Here is a 17,151-nt window from a genome sequence, read left to right as displayed (position 1 = left end):
CGATAGCGGAGTGTCAGTCAACGTCTATGTCGACTGATACACCGCTATCGCGAGCAGGCTCGCTCCCACAAGGGAACTACAGAGTTCTTGAGATTACTTGCAGACTTTGGCGATGGCTTCGGCCAGCAGATCAAGACGCGTCGCATCAATCCCCGCCACGTTCGCCCGGCCGGTACCGACCATGTAAACGCTGTGATGATCACGCAGCTGTTTAACCTGGTCAGGCGTCAATCCGGTGTAGGAAAACATGCCGCGTTGCACACCAATGTGCGCAAAGCGCTCGCGCAAACCATGAGGCTCCAGCGCCTCGACCAGACCGCTGCGCAGTTGGGCGATACGCAAGCGCATGGCTTCCACTTCGTCGGCCCAGAGGCTTTTCAGCTCCGGATCGCCGAGGATCGTTGCCACGACGGCAGCACCGTGATCCGGTGGCGTCGACCACAAGTTACGGGCGATATTGGCCAGTTGGCTGCGGATATCCACCAGTTTGTCAGCCGTCTTCGCGCAGACAATCAGCGCACCCGTACGGTCGCGGTACAGGCCGAAGTTCTTCGAGCAGGAGCTGGTGATCAACACTTCCGGCAGTTCAGCAGCGAACAACCGGGTCGACCACGCATCCTGCTCCAGTCCGTCGCCGAAACCCTGATAGGCGAAGTCGATCAGCGGCACCAGATTACGACTGCGCACCACTTCCAGTACCCGGCGCCAGTCGTCATGGGACAGATCGAAACCGGTCGGGTTGTGGCAGCAAGCGTGCAGCAAAACCACATCGCCCTCAGGGGCTTCGTTGAGTGCTGCCAGCATCGCTTCAACATCGAGGCGGTTGTCGCTGCCGACATAAGGGTAGTGATTAACCTTGACCCCGGCCGTGGCGAAAATGGTTTCGTGAATCGGCCAGGTCGGGTTGCTCAACCACACGCCACGACCCGGCAGGCACTGGGCGATGAAGTCCGCGCTCAAGCGCAGCGCACCGGTGCCGCCCGGCGTCTGGGTGGCGCCGGCCCGTTGTTCGGCGATCAGCGCAGAATCGGCGCCGAGCACCAACTCGTTGATGGCTTTGCCGAACGCCGGTTCGCCGTGACCGCCGATGTAGGTCTTGGTGGTCTGACGATCCACCAGGCGCTGCTCCGCAAGCTTCACGGCCTGGGGAATCGGCGTCAGGCCAAAGGCATCTTTATAGACGCCCACGCCAAGGTCGAATTTGCGCGGGTTGGGGTCCTGCGCATAGGCCTCCATCAGGCCGAGAATCGGGTCGCCGGGTACTCGACCTATGGCGTCGAAATGCATTATTTGCGGCCCTCGGCGTCCTTGGCCACTTCGTCAGTGCGCGCGGCCATGATGAAATCGTTGCGGTGCAGTCCTTTGATGGAGTGGCTCCACCAGGTCACGGTGACTTTGCCCCATTCGGTCAGCAGGCCCGGGTGGTGACCTTCAGCCTCGGAGATTTCACCGACGGCGTTGGTGAACGCCAGCGCGTGCTTGAAGTTCTTGAACAGGAAAACCTTTTCCAGCTGCATGACGCTGTCGCGGACTTCGATGTTCCAGTCCGGGATCTGCTTGATCAGTACCGGCAGCTCTTCGTCGCTGACCTGAGGGGCGTCGGCGCGGCAGGCTTCGCAATGGGCTTGGTTCAATGTGGACATGATGTGTTCCTGAATTCGAATGATTGGAAATCGGCCGTCAGTGCAACCACGCTAAACCAAAGCGTTGATTCCTGACAGGCTCACTTGATTCTAAAAGCTGCGGATCACGCGGCTTTCGGCGGAAATTTCGGTGCGTGCAAGCCCAGCTGCATGCCTTGCTTGACCATGCCCATGATGTCTTCGTGGGCGAGGTCGAACAGACGCTTGAGGTTCGGCAGGACGAAATACAACGGTTGCAGGATGTCGATGCGGTAAGGCGTGCGCATGCATTCCAATGGGTCGAAGGCCTGATGCTCAGGTTCGTTCGACAGGCTGTAAACGGTTTCTTTCGGCGAGGAAAGAATGCCGCCGCCGTAAATGCGCTGGCCTTCGGGGGTATCGACCAGGCCGAACTCGATGGTCATCCAGTACAAGCGCGCCAGGTACACGCGTTCTTCCTTGGAAGCCTTCAGGCCGAGTTTGCCGTAGGTGTGGGTGAATTCGGCGAACCAAGGGTTGGTCAGCAGCGGGCAGTGACCAAAGATCTCGTGGAAAATGTCCGGCTCTTGCAGGTAATCCAGCTCTTCGCGGGTACGAATAAACGTCGCCACCGGAAACTGCTTGTTGGCCAGTAATTCAAAGAAGGTCTGGAAAGGAATCAGTGCGGGTACTCGGGCAACCTGCCAGCCGGTGGTTTCACCGAGGACTTTGTTGATTTCGCCGAGTTGCGGAATGCGGTCGTGGGGCAGACCGAGTTTTTCGATACCGTCCAGGTATTCCTGGCACGCACGCCCTTCGATCACTTTCAGTTGGCGAGTGATCAGCGTGTTCCACACCGCGTGTTCTTCGGCGGGGTAGTCGATAAAACCTTGCGCATCGGGCTCGCGAGCCACGTACTGCGTCTGCTTCATGCTGCTCTCCTGCTAGGGGATTTCGTTCTTGTTATGTCCTGCTATGGACTTAGAAATACCTCAGGAATTGCGATGTTGCAGCACGTGTAAGCCGTCGCACGTAGGAAAATTCGTTGGTTTTCGTAAACTTTTCGTTACGGATTGGCGACTGTGGCGCTGCGCATGAGTTTTTCGGGTTTGAAATGGCTCACAGGTGTCACATAATCTTGACGACTATCTGAGCGCACCCAGAGAAATATTTCCCTTGTGGGCCTCGATTGATTGGTAAGCCGCTGTAGGTAGGAGCCGGCTTGCCGGCGATAGCGTTCTCAAGGACGCCATCGCCGGCAAGCCAGCTCCTACAGGGAGCGATCCATCGCCTTAATTTATCTTCGGGCCTTATATGCGTATCAAAGTCCACTGCCAGAACCGCATCGGCATCCTGCGCGACATTCTCAATTTACTGGTCGAGTACGGGATCAACGTCGCTCGAGGTGAAGTGGGTGGCGAGCATGGCAACGCGATCTACCTGCATTGTCCGAACCTGATCAATATTCAGTTCCAGGCGTTGCGTCCGAAATTCGAGTCGATTGCCGGGGTCTTTGGCGTCAAGCGTGTAGGCCTGATGCCGAGCGAGCGTCGGCACATGGAGCTCAATGCTTTGCTCGGGGCCCTGGAATTTCCGGTGTTGTCGATCGACATGGGCGGCTCGATTGTTGCGGCTAACCGCGCGGCGGCGCAGTTGCTCGGCGTGCGTGTCGATGAGGTGCCGGGGATTCCCTTGTCGCGTTACGCCGAGGATTTCGATTTGCCGGAACTGGTGCGCGCCAACAAGTCGCGGATCAACGGGCTGCGGGTCAAGGTCAAGGGTGACGTGTTTCTGGCCGACATCGCGCCGCTGCAATCGGAGCATGACGACAGCGAGGCCATGGCCGGCGCGGTGCTGACGCTGCACCGTGCCGACCGGGTAGGGGAGCGCATTTACAACGTGCGCAAACAGGAACTGCGCGGGTTCGACAGCATCTTCCAGAGCTCGAAAGTGATGGCGGCGGTGGTGCGTGAAGCCCGGCGCATGGCGCCGCTGGATGCGCCGCTATTGATAGAAGGCGAAACCGGCACCGGCAAGGAGTTGCTGGCACGCGCCTGCCACCTGGCGAGCCCGCGCGGTCAGTCGCCGCTGATGGCGCTCAATTGCGCCGGCCTGCCGGAGTCCATGGCCGAGACTGAGCTGTTCGGCTACGGCCCCGGCGCGTTCGAAGGCGCCCGTGCCGAAGGCAAGCTAGGGCTGTTGGAGCTGACGGCGGGCGGTACGCTGTTTCTCGATGGCGTGGGGGAAATGAGCCCGCGCCTGCAGGTGAAACTACTCAGATTCTTGCAGGACGGTTGCTTCCGTCGTGTAGGCAGTGATGAAGAGGTTTACCTCGATGTGCGAGTGATCTGTGCCACGCAGGTCGACCTGTCGGAATTGTGCGCTCGTGGCGAGTTTCGCCAGGATTTGTATCACCGTTTGAACGTGCTTTCGCTGCATATCCCGCCGCTGCGCGAATGCCTGGATGGTTTGACGCCGTTGGTGGAGCACTTCCTTGATCAGGCCAGTCGGCAGATCGGTTGTGCGCTGCCGAAACTGGCGCCGGCGGCCATGGAGCGGCTCAGTCACTACCATTGGCCGGGCAACGTCCGGCAGTTGGAAAACGTGTTGTTCCAGGCGGTTTCGTTATGTGAGGGCGGGACGGTCAAGGCTGAACATATTCGCCTGCCGGATTATGGCGTGCGTCAGCCGCTTGGCGATTTTTCGCTTGAAGGCGGGCTGGATGAGATTGTCGGGCGGTTCGAGAAAGCGGTGCTGGAGCGTTTGTATTCGGAGCATCCGAGCAGTCGGCAACTGGGCAAGCGGTTAGGGGTTTCGCATACCACCATTGCCAACAAGTTGCGTGAGTATGAGGTTGGCAAGACTGAGTCCTAGCTGGCGTTTGCTGTGTTTGTTTTGGCCCCATCGCGAGCAGGGCTCGCTCCTACAGGGGATTGCATTCCAAATGTAGGAGCGAGCCCTGCTCGCGATAGCGGTATCCTGTTCAGCCTCAAGGTCAAGCCTTGCCACTTACCGGCATAACACCGCCGGTTTTTCGTCTTTGACACATTCCCCCATTTCCCCCTGAACGCCCCAAGTCCTTTGTTTGCCGGGCTCCGCGCCGCCAGAAAAAAGTTGGTCTGCAAATTGCTTATCGCTCAGCAGTACAGCGGTGGGCGGCAAACGTCCGGCATGCAGAGGAAAGAGTGTGGACAAGTACCTTTATGTGGCAATGACCGGCGCCAGCCAGAATGCACTGGCGCAGAAGGCTCATGCGAACAACCTGGCGAACATCTCCACCAACGGCTTCCAGAAAGACCTGGAGCAGGCGCGTTCGATGCCGGTATTCGGTGACAGCTTTCCGGCGCGTGCGTTTGCGATGTCCGAACGCCCGGCCACCGACTTCTCCGCGGGCTCTCTGGTACAAACCGGTCGTGACCTCGACGTCGCGGTGCAGGGCAACGGCTGGATCGCGGTGCAGAACCCCGACGGCGGTGAAAGCTACGTGCGCACCGGCAGTCTGAACGTTGACGCTCTGGGCGTGTTGCGGGCCGGCAACGGCATGCCGGTGATGGGCAATGGCGGGCCGATTTCCGTGCCGCCCGAGCAGCAAATCGAAGTGGGTGAAGACGGCACCGTCAGTATTCGTGCGATGGGCGAAGGCCCTCGAGTGATGGCTGAAGTCGACCGCATCAAGCTGGTCAACCCGGACTTCAAGAACATGACCAAAGGCCTGGACGGTTCGATCCACACCAAGGATGGCAAGCCGGCGCAAGCCGATGCCAACGTCAAACTGGTGTCCGGGTTCCTGGAGTCGAGCAACGTCAATGCCGTGGAAGAGATGACTTCGGTACTGGCGCTGGCCAAGCAGTTCGAACTGCACATCAAGATGATGAACACCGCCAAAGACGATGACCAGGCCATGGCTCGGGTCTTGCAGATCAGCTAATTATCAGAACGTCGCGCCGTAAAACAGGCGCACGAGGAGAATCGAATGCTTCCGGCTCTATGGGTTGCCAAAACAGGTCTGTCCGCCCAGGACACTAACCTGACCACCATTTCCAACAACCTGGCGAACGTGTCGACCACGGGTTTCAAACGTGATCGCGCCGAGTTCCAGGACCTGCTGTACCAGATCAAACGCCAGCCAGGCGCCCAGTCGACCCAGGACAGCGAACTGCCGTCGGGTCTGCAATTGGGTACCGGTGTGCGCATTGTCGGCACCCAGAAAAACTTCAACGCCGGTAGCCTGCAAACCACCGAGCAGCCGTTGGACATGGCCATCGACGGTCGCGGTTTCTTCCAGATCCTGCAACCGGACGGCACCACGTCCTACACCCGTGATGGTACGTTCCACCTCGACTCCAACGGCCAGATCGTGAACGCCAACGGCTTCGCCCTCGAGCCGGCCATTGTCATTCCGAACGACGCGCAGACCTTCACGGTCGGTCGCGACGGCACCGTGTCCATCACCATTGCCGGCAACCCGGCATCCCAGGTGATCGGCAACCTGCAAACCGCCGACTTCATCAACCCGGCCGGCCTGCAAGCGGTGGGTAACAACCTGTTCCTGGAAACCGCCGCCAGCGGCGCGCCGCAAGTCGGCACGCCAGGCCTGGCCGGTTTCGGTACCACGCTGCAGAACACCCTGGAAACTTCCAACGTCAGCACCGTTGAAGAGATGGTCAACATGATCACCACTCAGCGCGCCTACGAGATGAACTCCAAGGTGATCTCCACCGCCGACCAGATGCTCTCGTTCGTAACGCAGAATCTGTAATCAAGTCTATGAGGCGGTCATGAGGCCGCCTGCAACACCGTGAGGTAGGGTCATGAATCGCTTTGTATCTGTCCTGGCACTGAGTGGCGTCGTCGCGCTGGCGGGTTGCGTCGGTCCGACGCCCAAGCCCAATGACCCTTACTACGCCCCGGTGTTGCCGCGTACGCCATTGCCGGCTGCCGCGAACAACGGCTCGATCTACCAGGCCGGTTTCGAACAGAACCTGTACAGCGACCGCAAGGCGTTCCGGGTCGGTGACATCATTACCATCACCCTGAACGAAAAAACCCAGGCCAGTAAAAACGCCAACTCGCAAGTGGCCAAGAACAGCAAGGCCGGCATTGGCCTGACGTCGTTGTTCGGTGTGGTGCCCAACACTAACAACCCATTCAATGAGAATGATCTGACACTGAATGCGAGTTACAGCGGCGACCGCGCGACCAAGGGCGACAGCAAGGCAGGGCAGGGCAACAGCCTGACCGGTTCGATCACCGTGACCGTCGCCGACGTCTTGCCCAACGGCATCATTGCCGTGCGCGGCGAGAAGTGGATGACCCTCAATACCGGTGATGAACTGGTACGGATCGCCGGCCTGGTCCGGGCCGATGACATCGCGACCGACAACACGGTTTCGTCAACGCGCATCGCCGATGCACGCATCACCTATTCGGGCACCGGTTCGTTTGCCGATGCGAGTCAGCCAGGCTGGTTCGACCGTTTCTTCCTCAGCCCGCTGTTCCCTTTCTAGGTGGTCACGTTGAATTTCAAACACCTGATGGTGGCTGCGTTCCTGATGTCCGCAGCCTTCGGTGCTCAGGCCGAGCGGCTGAAGGATATCGCCAGTATTTCCGGCGTACGTTCCAACCAATTGATCGGCTACGGCCTGGTGGTCGGGCTCAACGGTACCGGCGACCAGACGACGCAGACGCCGTTTACCCTGCAAACCTTCAACAACATGCTCTCGCAGTTCGGCATCAAGGTGCCGCCCGGTTCGGGCAACGTGCAGTTGAAGAACGTCGCGGCGGTATCGATCAGTGCCGACTTGCCGGCCTTCGCCAAACCGGGTCAGCAGGTGGACATTACCGTGTCCTCCATCGGTAACTCCAAGAGCCTGCGCGGCGGCACCTTGCTGCTGACGCCGCTCAAGGGTATCGACGGCAACGTTTACGCGGTCGCCCAGGGCAACCTGGTCGTCGGCGGTTTTGATGCTGAAGGTCGCGACGGTTCGAAGATCACCGTCAACGTTCCGTCGGCCGGTCGCATCCCTGGTGGTGCTTCGGTCGAGCGCTCGGTGCCGAGCGGTTTCAACCAGGGCAACAGCCTGACGTTGAACCTCAACCGCTCCGACTTCACCACCGCCAAGCGCATCGTCGACAAGATCAACGACATGCTCGGCCCTGGCGTTGCCCAGGCCATCGACGGCGGTTCGATTCGCGTCAGTGCGCCACTGGATCCGGGCCAGCGCGTCGACTATCTGTCGATTATCGAGAACCTTGAAGTCGATCCGGGTCAGGCGGTGGCGAAAGTCATCATCAACTCCCGCACCGGCACCATCGTGATCGGCCAGAACGTCAAGGTGTCCCCGGCCGCCGTGACTCACGGCAGCCTGACCGTGACCATTACCGAAGACCCGATCGTCAGCCAGCCCGGCCCTCTGTCCAATGGTCAGACCGCTGTTGTGCCGCGCTCGCGGGTCAACGCCCAGCAGGAAGCCAAGCCGATGTTCAAGTTCGGCCCGGGCACCACCCTCGACGAGATCGTGCGTGCGGTGAACCAGGTCGGCGCGGCGCCAGGTGACTTGATGGCAATCCTTGAAGCACTGAAACAGGCCGGCGCGTTGCAAGCCGACCTGATCGTGATCTGAGGCCGGCGACCATGGATATGCACAAGAGTGGTCTGGTCAGCAGCGCCGATTCGGGGTCCTATTCGGACCTCAATCGTCTGAATCAGCTCAAGGTCGGCGACAAGAACAGTGACGAAAACCTGCGCAAAGTGGCGCAGGAATTCGAGTCGCTGTTCCTCGGTGAAATGCTCAAGTCCATGCGCAAGGCGACCGACACGCTGGCCGAGGGCAATCCGCTCAACACGCCGGCGGCCAAGCAGTATCAGGAAATGTACGACCAGCAGTTGGCCGTTTCCATGTCCCGCGAGGGCGGTGGTATTGGTCTGGCGGACGTGCTGATGCGCCAGATGTCGAAGAACAAACCATTGGCGCCGGGCGAAGCGGCAACGCTGTCGGCGGCCAAGCAGGAAGCGGCAAAAGCGGCGGTGCAGACGCCGGTGGCGGCGGGCACGGTCGGGACCAACGGGCCGCTGTCGCGAGTCAATGGCCAGCGTCCGTTGTGGGCTTCGCGCTCGATCAGCGCTCCACAGGCGGCAGGCGAGGGCGCACATCGCAACGACATGGCGCTGATCAATCAGCGGCGCCTGGCGTTGCCACCGAAACTGGCTGACCGCTTGCTGGCGGGCCTGGTGCCTTCGGCGACGACGGCCGCCGCGCCGCTCAATAACACTCGATTGGCAGAGCGCACCACGCCGACCGGTTCGGGGCCTTTGTTCAACGGAGACTGGCTGGCGACTGCGCAAGCATCAGCGAATGGCGGCTTGCAGATTCATGGTCGTGCCATCGCTCAGATACCGTTGGCACCGGCGAAAAAAGCCTTCAGTTCTGCCGACCAGTTCGTCAACACCATGTTGCCGATGGCCAAGGAAGCCGCCGAGCGCATCGGCGTCGATCCGCGTTACCTGGTGGCTCAAGCGGCGCTGGAAACCGGCTGGGGCAAATCGGTCATGCGCGCACAGGATGGCAGCAGCAGCCACAACCTGTTCGGCATCAAGGCCAGCAGCAGCTGGAAGGGCGATTCGGCGCGGGCGATCACCAGCGAATTCAGAAATGGCGCGATGGTCAAGGAGACGGCCGAGTTCCGTTCCTATGGCTCTTACAAGGACAGCTTCCATGACCTTGTGACTTTGTTGCAAACCAACAATCGCTATCAAGATGTCGTGAAGTCGGCCGATAACCCAGAACAGTTTGTACGCGAGTTGCAAAAGGCCGGTTACGCAACCGACCCGGACTACGCGAGCAAGATTTCGCAGATAGCCAAGCAGATGACGAGTTACCAGAACTACGCTGCGGCGGGCGTTTCCACCACGCCTTTATAGGCACAAGGATTAAGGTCGAACCATGAGTTTGCTCAATATCGGGATGTCGGGTCTGGCCGCTGGCCAATCCTCGTTGATGACCACCGGCAACAACATTGCCAACGTCGACACCGCCGGGTACTCGCGCCAGCAAACAGTGCAGGGCACCAAGGCCTCGCAGCAGTTCGGCAATGTCTACATCGGCACCGGCACGACCCTGGCCGATGTGCGTCGCGTGTACAACAGCTACCTCGATGCTCAGTTGCAGACCACCACTTCGCTCAACAGCGATTCGGCCGCCTACCTGAATCAGGTCACGCCGCTGGACAAATTGCTCTCCGACACCAGCACCGGCCTGAACGGCGCACTGACCAAGTTTTTTGCCTCGGTGCAGAACGTCAACGCCAAACCCGGTGACGACGCGTCCCGCCAGTTGCTGCTCAGCGATGCCCAGGCCTTGAGCAACCGTTTCAACTCGGTCTCCGCGCAGTTGACCCAGCAGAATGCCAATATCAACGGCAACCTGACGAACATGGCGGATCAGGTCAACAAGCTGGCCGCTACCGTGGCGCAGTTGAACCAGAAGATCTCCGAGGTTTCCAGTTCCGGCGGCATGCCGAACGAGCTGCTCGACGCCCGTAACGAAACCGTGCGCCAGTTGGCGACCTTCACCGGTGCGCAGGTGGTGGAGCGTGAAGGCAATCTCGACATTTACCTGGGCAGCGGTCAGCCGCTGGTCATGGGTAACACGGTCAACAAACTTGAAGTGGTACCGGGCAAAGACGATCCGGGCCGCTTGTCGCTGCAACTCAATCGCGGTTCGAGCACCATTGATATCACCGCGATCATGACCGGCGGCGAAATCGGCGGGTTGTTGCGTTATCGCAGCACCGTGCTGGACCCGGCCATGAACGAATTGGGTCGTGTGGCCCTGGTCGTCGCCGACCAGATGAACAGCCTTCAGGCCCAGGGCATCGACAAGAACGGCGCCTTCGGTTCGAACCTGTTCAACAACATCAACTCGGCCAAGCTGGTCTCTGAACGCAGCGTCGCCAGCCTGAACAACGTGGGCACCGGTAACTTTGATGTGAGCATCAAGGACACTGGCAAGCTGACCATCAACGATTACAAGGTCACGTTCACCACCGCGACCGATTACACCGTTCAGCGCCTGCCGGACAACACGCCGATGGGCTCCTTCAGCACGGTAGCGCCGGCAACGGCACCGGTCATCGACGGCGTCGAGATGAAGTTCAACGCGGCTTCTGCCACGGCGGGCGACACCTTCAGGATCACCCCGACCCGCGATGCTGCGGCGAACATCAAGACCGAGATGACCGACTCCAAGCGTCTGGCCATCGCGGCACCGCTGGGCGCGGCGATTGCAGCGAGCGGCAGTGGCAGCGGCACCCTGACGATCCCGGCCAGCGGTCAACCGACCCTGACCACCAAGTTCGACATCTACGACGCGGCGACCACCACCGCGATGCAGAACGGCCTGAAAAACTCCACGCCGACCAAGGTGGTATTTGGTGCGGTGTCCGCCGATGGCACCAGCCAGACCTACCAGTTCCTGGATGCCAAGGGCGCGCTGATCAGCGGCGGTACCATCAAGCCAGGTGAGACCAATACCCTGAACCTGAGCATTCCGCTCACGGATGCCGCGGGTGCACCGATCCCGGCTCCGCCCGCGACTCAGTACGCCGCGGCCTTCAGCATGACCATCGCCGGTGCCCCAAGCAGCGGCGCGGCGATCAACGTCTCGCTCACTCAGCCGGGCAGCCTGGACAACCGTAACGGCACCGCACTGGCTGGCTTGCAGACCGCGAAGACCGTGGACACCGGTTCGGCCAGCAAAGGCATTTCCCTGAATGACGCCTACGGCAAACTGGTCGAGGGCGTGGGTTCCAAGGCTGCACAGGGCAAGCTCGACAGCGCGGCGACCGAAGCCATCCTGGCGAACGCCAAGGGCGCGCGCGACTCGCTCTCGGGTGTCGACCTCGATGAGGAAACCGGCAACCTGGTCAAGTATCAGCAGTACTACACCGCGTCTTCGCAGATCATCAAGGCTGCGCAGGAAATCTTCAGCACACTGATCAACAGTCTTTAAGGAGTCGTAGCCCATGCGCATTTCTACCGCCCAGTTTTACGAGTCCTCGGCTGCCAACTATTCGAAGAACTTCGCCAACGTGGTCAAGAGCAGCGAAGAGGCGAGCAGCCTGGTTCGCGTCAACACCGCCGCCGATGATCCGGTCGGCGCCTCGCGCCTGCTGCAATTGGGCCAGCAGGCTTCGATGCTCGATCAGTTCAACAACAACATGACGACGATCAAAGCCACGCTTGGCCAGACTGAAGCCGTCATGACCAGTATCGGCAACGTGCTGCAACGCGCCAAGGAACTGGCCCTGGGTGCCGGCAACGCCGGTTATACCGATTCCGATCGCCAGGCCAACGCTTCGGAGCTCAGCCAGATCGAAGAACAGCTGTTGAGCCTGATGAACACCAAGGACGAAAACGGCAAATACATTTTCTCCGGCTCCAAGGGCGATACCGTTCCGTTCTCGCGTAATACCGACGGCACCTACAGCTATAACGGTGATCAGGTCACGCTGGACCTGCCGATTGGCGATACCCAGTCGATGGCCACCAACAGCACCGGTTGGGCTGTGTTCCAGCAAGCCATCAACACCAGTCGCACACAGTCCACCATGACCACGCCGACGCCGGCCGTCGATGGCGGTCGTGTGGTGCTGTCCAATGGTCAGGTGAATTCGGACGTGACCTACAACGCCAAATTCCGTGGCGGCGAGCCCTACACCGTGAATTTCCTCAGCCCTACGCAGCTGGAAATCCGCGATTCGCTGGGTAATGACGTCACGGCCGAAGCTTCTGGCAATGGCGTGTTCAGCTCCTCCGGTGGTGCCGCCACACAGACAATCAACTTCCGTGGCGTTGACCTGAAGTTGAACATCAACATGAAGACTGGCGACGTTCCGGCGACCGTGTTCCCGGCGCCTCCGGCCCCCAATGCCTACAGCTTCACCCTGGCGGCCAAGCCAGACAGCTTCAATGCGACCCGTGCCCCAGGCAACCTGTCCAGCGATGTCGTCACCAATACGAGCATCTCCAACAGTGCCGCCTACCACGCCAGCTTTCCGGAAGGCGGGGCCGTTCTCAAGTTCACCAGCGCCACGGCTTTCGACTTGTATGCCGCGCCTCTGACCGCGAGCAGCAAGCCGGTTTCCAGCGGTGTTCTGGCGGGCAACGTCGCCACCGCGTCGGGTGTCGACTTTACGCTGAGCGGCGCACCGTCGATGCAGGCTGGTGACCAGTTCTCCGTCACGGTCAACACTCACCAGACGCAGAACGTTCTGGACACGGTCGCCCAGCTGAAAACCGCGCTGTCGACGCCGACCAACAACAATCCGCAGGCCATTCAAGCACTCAACGCGGCCATTGGTTCCGGTATCGGTAACCTGACCAGCGGCATTGACCAGTTGACCTCGGGCCTCAGCTCCGTGGGTGGTCGCGGTGCGTCGCTGACGACTCAGACCGATATCAACCAGAGCCTGGTGCTGGCCAACACGCAGACCCAGGGCGCGATCCGTGATTCGGACCCGGCCACGGTGATGACCCGCCTGACCTTGCAGCAAACCATGCTGCAAGCCTCGCAACTGGCGTTCAGCAAAATCGCTCAGTTGGGGTTGTTCAACAAAGTCTGAGTCAAGGCCTTCGCGCCATAGGCGCGAAGGTTCAATACACCCGAGTGCAAACCGTCATTTTTCAGCGGTTCAGGGCTGCTCCACTCGTTCCAGAGTGAGCGCCCACCGCTCGCGAGTTCCCCTGCCGTGAAACCAGCTCCTCTTGTCAGCATCGCCATTCCCGCCTACAACCCGCTGTACTTTAAGGCAGCGCTGCAAAGTGCGCTGAACCAGACCTACGCGTCGCTTGAAGTGATCGTGTGTGACGACAGCGACAGCGACGAAATCCATGAACTGGTCCAGGCCTGCACAGTGCCGCCAACCGTGACATTGCGTTATGTGCGCAATGAACAACGCCTGGGGTTCAAGGGGAATCTGATGGCCTGCGCCGAGCAGGCAACCGGGGAGTACCTCAAGCTTCTCTGTGATGACGATCAACTGCTGCCTGAGAGCATTGCCCGTCAGGTGCAGGGTTTCATTGATCATGACGATGTGAATCTGGTGATTGCCCTGCGTCAGTATTGCGACGGTGATTACCTTCTGCTTCCCGAGCGCCTGGAGAACTCCAGCTTTGTCTCGGGGGATACGCTGTTCAAGGGTGAAGACCTGCTGGATGTGCTGGAAAGCTCGGCCCTGAACTTTCTCAGCAATTTGAGTGGCGCGCTGATGCGCACTCATCAGGTGCTGGAGTATCTGCCCGCGTTGACCCAGGTCGGCGAAGGGTTTGTCGCCCGTCTCGATTTCGCCTTGTTTGTCTGCCTGTTGCGTCGTGGCAATCTGGCGGTTATCGCACAGGTGCTCAGCTTTGAACGCTTGCACCCGGCGCGCCTGAGCAATCAACTGGAGGTCGAGCAGGCCGTGGCGGTCGAGCTCGGTTGGCTGACCCAAATGCTGTCGGTGCGCAGCGGCGAGCCGGCACCTGCGCCGGGGCATGTTCGCTTTATCGATCTGGCCAGCGCCGCCCTCGGTGAGCCGTATGACTGGGAAGAAATGGCGCTGGGTCGTTCCCTGGGCTTTACCTCGACGTTGCTCCGTTCGCGGGTGGGTGAAAACTGTGACTGCTTTGCTGATGTGTACCTGCAATGGCTGGCGTGTCGCACCCTGAACCCGGCCCAGCAGCGCCTGTTACCTGCGCGCCTTGCCTCGTGGGCATGGCAGCCGCGAATTGTGCCGGTGGTGATGGATGCCGACGCTGACGATGCGGCGCTGGGCGTCACACTGGAGAGCATCGAACGGCAGGTCTATGGCGCCGAAAGGGTGTTGGTGCTCTCGGGTGAAAATCGCACCAGTGCCCTTGCGGGCAACGTTATTCGTGTGGCCTTGCAAGGCGACGGGCTTGAGCAACTCAATGGCCTGATGCAGGCCGACAGTGCGGACTGGTTCTATCTGCTGCGGGCCGGTGATCGCCTGAATGAACTGGCCTTGCTGCTTTTGGCCGAGCGGATGGTCGAGAGTGCCGACGCGCTGTGTATCTATACCGATGAAGGCGGCTTGCGCAATGACGTGTCAGTCGAGCCGATCCTCAAGCCCGATTTCAATCTGGACCTGCTGCGCAGTTATCCCTATGTCGGGCGGACACTGGCCATCCAGCGTCAAGGCTTTGTAGTCGCGGGTGGTTTCACCCCGGATTTCGCTGAGCTCAGCCCTCATGACCTGGTCTGGCGCCTCGTCGAAAACCACGGCCCGCATGTCGTGGAACATGTCGCCCAAGTGCTGGTCGAGTCCTCGTTCGGCCTGGCGCAATGGCTCGCTCTGCCGCAGGTTATCGAGCAGAACTCCCGCGTACTGACTGCGCACCTTGATCGTATCGGTGCGGCACACGAGGTGCGGCCGGGCAACGTGCCGCTCATCAATCGAATTGACTACCAGCATGGCGTTCAGCCGCTGGTGTCCATTGTGGTAGTGGCCCAGGATCAGCTCGGTCGGCTTGAGCGTTGTATCGAAAGTGTGCTGGAGCACACGGCCTATGCTCACTACGAATTGTTGATCGTCGACAACGCAAGCACCTCGATCGAGGCGCGTGACTGGCTGGCCGCCATGTCGCAAATGGGCGGTGAAAAACTGCGCGTGCTGCATTGCGATTACCCCGATAACCCGGCAGCGGCGCAGAACTTCGCCGTTGCTCAGGCACGTGGCGAGTATGTGGTGTTACTCAGCCCGGACAGCCTGATCGTCAATCGTGACTGGCTTGGGGAGCTGCTGAATCACGGCTTGCGTCCGGAGGTGGGCGTCGTCGGTGGCCGAATGGTCAGCCCTCAGGGGCGTATCGAAGGTTCGGCCCTGGTGCTGGGGATGCGCGGCCCTGTCGGCGTACCTTGGCGCGGGGAGGTGATGACCGCTCCAGGGTATATGCAGCGCCAGCAGGCGGTGCAGAATTTGAGTGCTGTGAGAACCGAGTGCCTGCTGGTCCGCAAGCAGGTGTTCGATGAGCTTCAGGGGTTTGACGAGCAGGCCTTTTCCCAAAGACTCGGCGGCCCTGATTTCTGTCTGCGTGTGAAGCAGAAGGGCTATCTGGTGGTCTGGACGCCGTATGCCGAATCGGTCCACGTGGCTGCCGAGGCGGAGAGCGGGCCGGTGGTGTCAGATTTGCTGGCTGAGCAGAAGCGGTTTTATCAGCGCTGGCTGCCGATCATCGCAAGAGATCCGGCGTACAACGTCAACCTGAGTCTGAGCACCAATAATTTCAGCCTTGAACCGGGTTACAAGAGCGACTGGAATCCGTTCGCCCGTCACATGCTGCCACGGGTGCTGGCGATCCCGATCAACGAGACCGCCGTAGGCCATTACCGTGTCACCCAGCCGTTTCTGGAACTGGAAGCTGCGGGTCAAGTGCTCGGTAATCTTTCTTACCATACGCCTTCGGACATTGAGCTGGAGCGCCAGTCGCCGGACGTCATCATCCTGCAAGGGCGCTACAGTGAGGGCGCGGTGAATGAAGTGGAGCGGGTCAAAAACAGCTCCAGGGCTTTCCGGATCTTCGAGCTCGATGACTATGTCATCGACGTTCCGAAGAAAAACGCTCACGTGCGCAAGGCCATGGTTGGCGTTGAGCAAATCGTGCGGCGTGCAGTCGGGTTGTGCGACCGGGTGGTGGTGTCGACCCAACCGCTGGCCGATACCCTCAAAGGCATGCATGACGATATTCGCGTGGTGCCGAACATGCTCGCTCCGTATCTGTGGACCGGTCTGAGCAGCCAGCGACGTACGTCGCGCAAGCCGAGGGTCGGTTGGGGCGGAGGCACCAGTCACGATGGGGATCTGGCGATCATTGCCGATGTCGTTCGACTGCTGGCGGATGAAGTGGAGTGGGTGTTCTTCGGCATGTGCCCGCCGGCACTCAAGCCTTTCGTGCATGAGTTCCATCCCGCCGTTGGCTTGCAGGCTTACCCTGCCAAACTGGCGAGCCTGAACCTTGATCTGGCTTTGGCGCCGTTGGAATTTCACATCTTCAACGACTGCAAGAGCAACTTGCGCCTGTTGGAATATGGCGCGTGCGGTTATCCGGTGATCTGTACGGACACTGAGGCTTATCGCGGTTATCTGCCGTGTACCAAGGTGGTGAGTAACAGTACCGAGGAATGGCTTGAGGCAATTCGTATGCACCTGGCTGACCCGGATGCGAGTTACCGCATGGGTGATGCGTTGCGCGAGGAAGTGCTGCGCGATTATATGCTGCAGGGTAGTAACCTGAATTACTGGGCTGAGGCTTGGTTGCCGGGTTGATCCCTGGGGTCTATTGCGATTGGGGGGCATATCCGTTTCTGCGGTTATGGCCACTTATGGTTTCGCCCTTACGGCGAGTCACTTTCGAAAAGCGCGAAAGTAACCAAAGCGCTTTTGCCCCTTTCGTTCGGTGCCTCGCTGTGGCTCGGCATGCCCTCGCTCCGGTCCTGCTCCGTGGGCCCGCCGCCATCGGCCATCCATGGCCGGGGGCGGCTAACCCGGCATG

Annotated in this window: 12 protein-coding genes; 9 read left to right on the top strand and 3 right to left on the bottom strand. The window is 60.1% G+C overall.

Translation table 11 applies throughout. From position 1 onward, the window contains the following. Positions 1-93 precede the first annotated feature (93 nt). From KGA97_RS25790 to phhA, 3 genes are all read right to left on the bottom strand, one after another. Positions 94-1,287, bottom strand: a complete 1,194-nt coding sequence (locus tag KGA97_RS25790; RefSeq protein WP_008042685.1) for an amino acid aminotransferase — start codon at positions 1,285-1,287, stop codon at positions 94-96. Continuing rightward, positions 1,287-1,643: a 4a-hydroxytetrahydrobiopterin dehydratase gene (locus KGA97_RS25785; protein WP_008030478.1), complete on the bottom strand. Its 357-nt coding sequence runs from the start codon at positions 1,641-1,643 to the stop codon at positions 1,287-1,289. Before KGA97_RS25785 ends, KGA97_RS25790 begins: the two co-directional genes overlap by 1 nt. A 104-nt stretch (positions 1,644-1,747) precedes the next feature. Continuing rightward, entirely contained in the window at positions 1,748-2,533 is a 786-nt protein-coding gene (gene phhA, locus KGA97_RS25780) for a phenylalanine 4-monooxygenase (protein ID WP_192226002.1), read from the bottom strand. 382 nt (positions 2,534-2,915) lie between these two features. Here phhA and KGA97_RS25775 point away from each other — a divergent pair, with 382 nt between their 5' ends. From KGA97_RS25775 to KGA97_RS25735, 9 genes are all read left to right on the top strand, one after another. Then, the gene (locus KGA97_RS25775) at positions 2,916-4,475 is read left to right on the top strand and encodes a sigma-54-dependent phenylalanine hydroxylase transcriptional regulator PhhR (protein WP_008030481.1); all 1,560 of its coding nucleotides are present in this window, start codon (positions 2,916-2,918) and stop codon (positions 4,473-4,475) included. A 313-nt stretch (positions 4,476-4,788) separates the two neighbouring features. Then, positions 4,789-5,529: a flagellar basal body rod protein FlgF gene (locus tag KGA97_RS25770; protein WP_008030482.1), complete on the top strand. Its 741-nt coding sequence runs from the start codon at positions 4,789-4,791 to the stop codon at positions 5,527-5,529. Positions 5,530-5,574: 45 nt separating this feature from the next. Continuing rightward, on the top strand, positions 5,575-6,360 hold the full coding sequence (flgG, locus tag KGA97_RS25765) for a flagellar basal-body rod protein FlgG (RefSeq protein WP_008042682.1): 786 nt from the start codon (positions 5,575-5,577) through the stop codon (positions 6,358-6,360). Between the two features lie 52 nt (positions 6,361-6,412). Next, the gene (gene flgH / locus KGA97_RS25760; RefSeq protein ID WP_008042681.1) at positions 6,413-7,108 is read left to right on the top strand and encodes a flagellar basal body L-ring protein FlgH; all 696 of its coding nucleotides are present in this window, start codon (positions 6,413-6,415) and stop codon (positions 7,106-7,108) included. A gap of 27 nt (positions 7,109-7,135) precedes the next feature. Then, positions 7,136-8,224: a flagellar basal body P-ring protein FlgI gene (locus KGA97_RS25755; RefSeq protein ID WP_032832736.1), complete on the top strand. Its 1,089-nt coding sequence runs from the start codon at positions 7,136-7,138 to the stop codon at positions 8,222-8,224. Positions 8,225-8,235: 11 nt separating this feature from the next. Next, a complete protein-coding gene (gene flgJ / locus KGA97_RS25750; RefSeq protein WP_008042679.1) occupies positions 8,236-9,522 on the top strand; it encodes a flagellar assembly peptidoglycan hydrolase FlgJ in 1,287 nt (428 codons plus the stop codon). A gap of 22 nt (positions 9,523-9,544) precedes the next feature. Further along, positions 9,545-11,611, top strand: coding sequence for a flagellar hook-associated protein FlgK (gene flgK / locus KGA97_RS25745; protein ID WP_008042677.1), 2,067 nt, complete (start codon positions 9,545-9,547; stop codon positions 11,609-11,611). A gap of 13 nt (positions 11,612-11,624) precedes the next feature. Continuing rightward, complete coding sequence (locus KGA97_RS25740) at positions 11,625-13,223, top strand: flagellar hook-associated protein 3 (RefSeq protein ID WP_008042676.1); 1,599 nt, start codon at positions 11,625-11,627, stop codon at positions 13,221-13,223. Positions 13,224-13,349: 126 nt separating this feature from the next. After that, positions 13,350-16,925 carry a glycosyltransferase gene (locus KGA97_RS25735; RefSeq protein WP_223481744.1) on the top strand — a complete coding sequence of 1,192 codons (3,576 nt, stop codon included), beginning with the start codon at positions 13,350-13,352 and terminating at the stop codon, positions 16,923-16,925. Positions 16,926-17,151: the final 226 nt, after the last annotated feature.

This window comes from Pseudomonas sp. BF-B-15 (genome assembly GCF_019946675.1).
Classification (GTDB): Bacteria; Pseudomonadota; Gammaproteobacteria; order Pseudomonadales; family Pseudomonadaceae; genus Aquipseudomonas; species Aquipseudomonas migulae.
The sequence above is the reverse complement of the archived record's forward strand: the minus strand, read 5'-3'. Positions and strand labels throughout refer to the sequence as shown.

Bases quoted from the DNA above. Each gene is read 5' to 3' on its own strand.
- KGA97_RS25790 (WP_008042685.1), bottom strand. From the start codon at position 1,287: ATGCATTTCGACGCCATAGGTCGAGTACCCGGCGACCCGATTCTCGGC.
- KGA97_RS25785 (WP_008030478.1), bottom strand. From the start codon at position 1,643: ATGTCCACATTGAACCAAGCCCATTGCGAAGCCTGCCGCGCCGACGCC.
- phhA (WP_192226002.1), bottom strand. From the start codon at position 2,533: ATGAAGCAGACGCAGTACGTGGCTCGCGAGCCCGATGCGCAAGGTTTT.
- KGA97_RS25775 (WP_008030481.1), top strand. From the start codon at position 2,916: ATGCGTATCAAAGTCCACTGCCAGAACCGCATCGGCATCCTGCGCGAC.
- flgG (WP_008042682.1), top strand. From the start codon at position 5,575: ATGCTTCCGGCTCTATGGGTTGCCAAAACAGGTCTGTCCGCCCAGGAC.
- flgH (WP_008042681.1), top strand. From the start codon at position 6,413: ATGAATCGCTTTGTATCTGTCCTGGCACTGAGTGGCGTCGTCGCGCTG.
- KGA97_RS25755 (WP_032832736.1), top strand. From the start codon at position 7,136: ATGGTGGCTGCGTTCCTGATGTCCGCAGCCTTCGGTGCTCAGGCCGAG.
- flgJ (WP_008042679.1), top strand. From the start codon at position 8,236: ATGGATATGCACAAGAGTGGTCTGGTCAGCAGCGCCGATTCGGGGTCC.
- flgK (WP_008042677.1), top strand. From the start codon at position 9,545: ATGAGTTTGCTCAATATCGGGATGTCGGGTCTGGCCGCTGGCCAATCC.
- KGA97_RS25740 (WP_008042676.1), top strand. From the start codon at position 11,625: ATGCGCATTTCTACCGCCCAGTTTTACGAGTCCTCGGCTGCCAACTAT.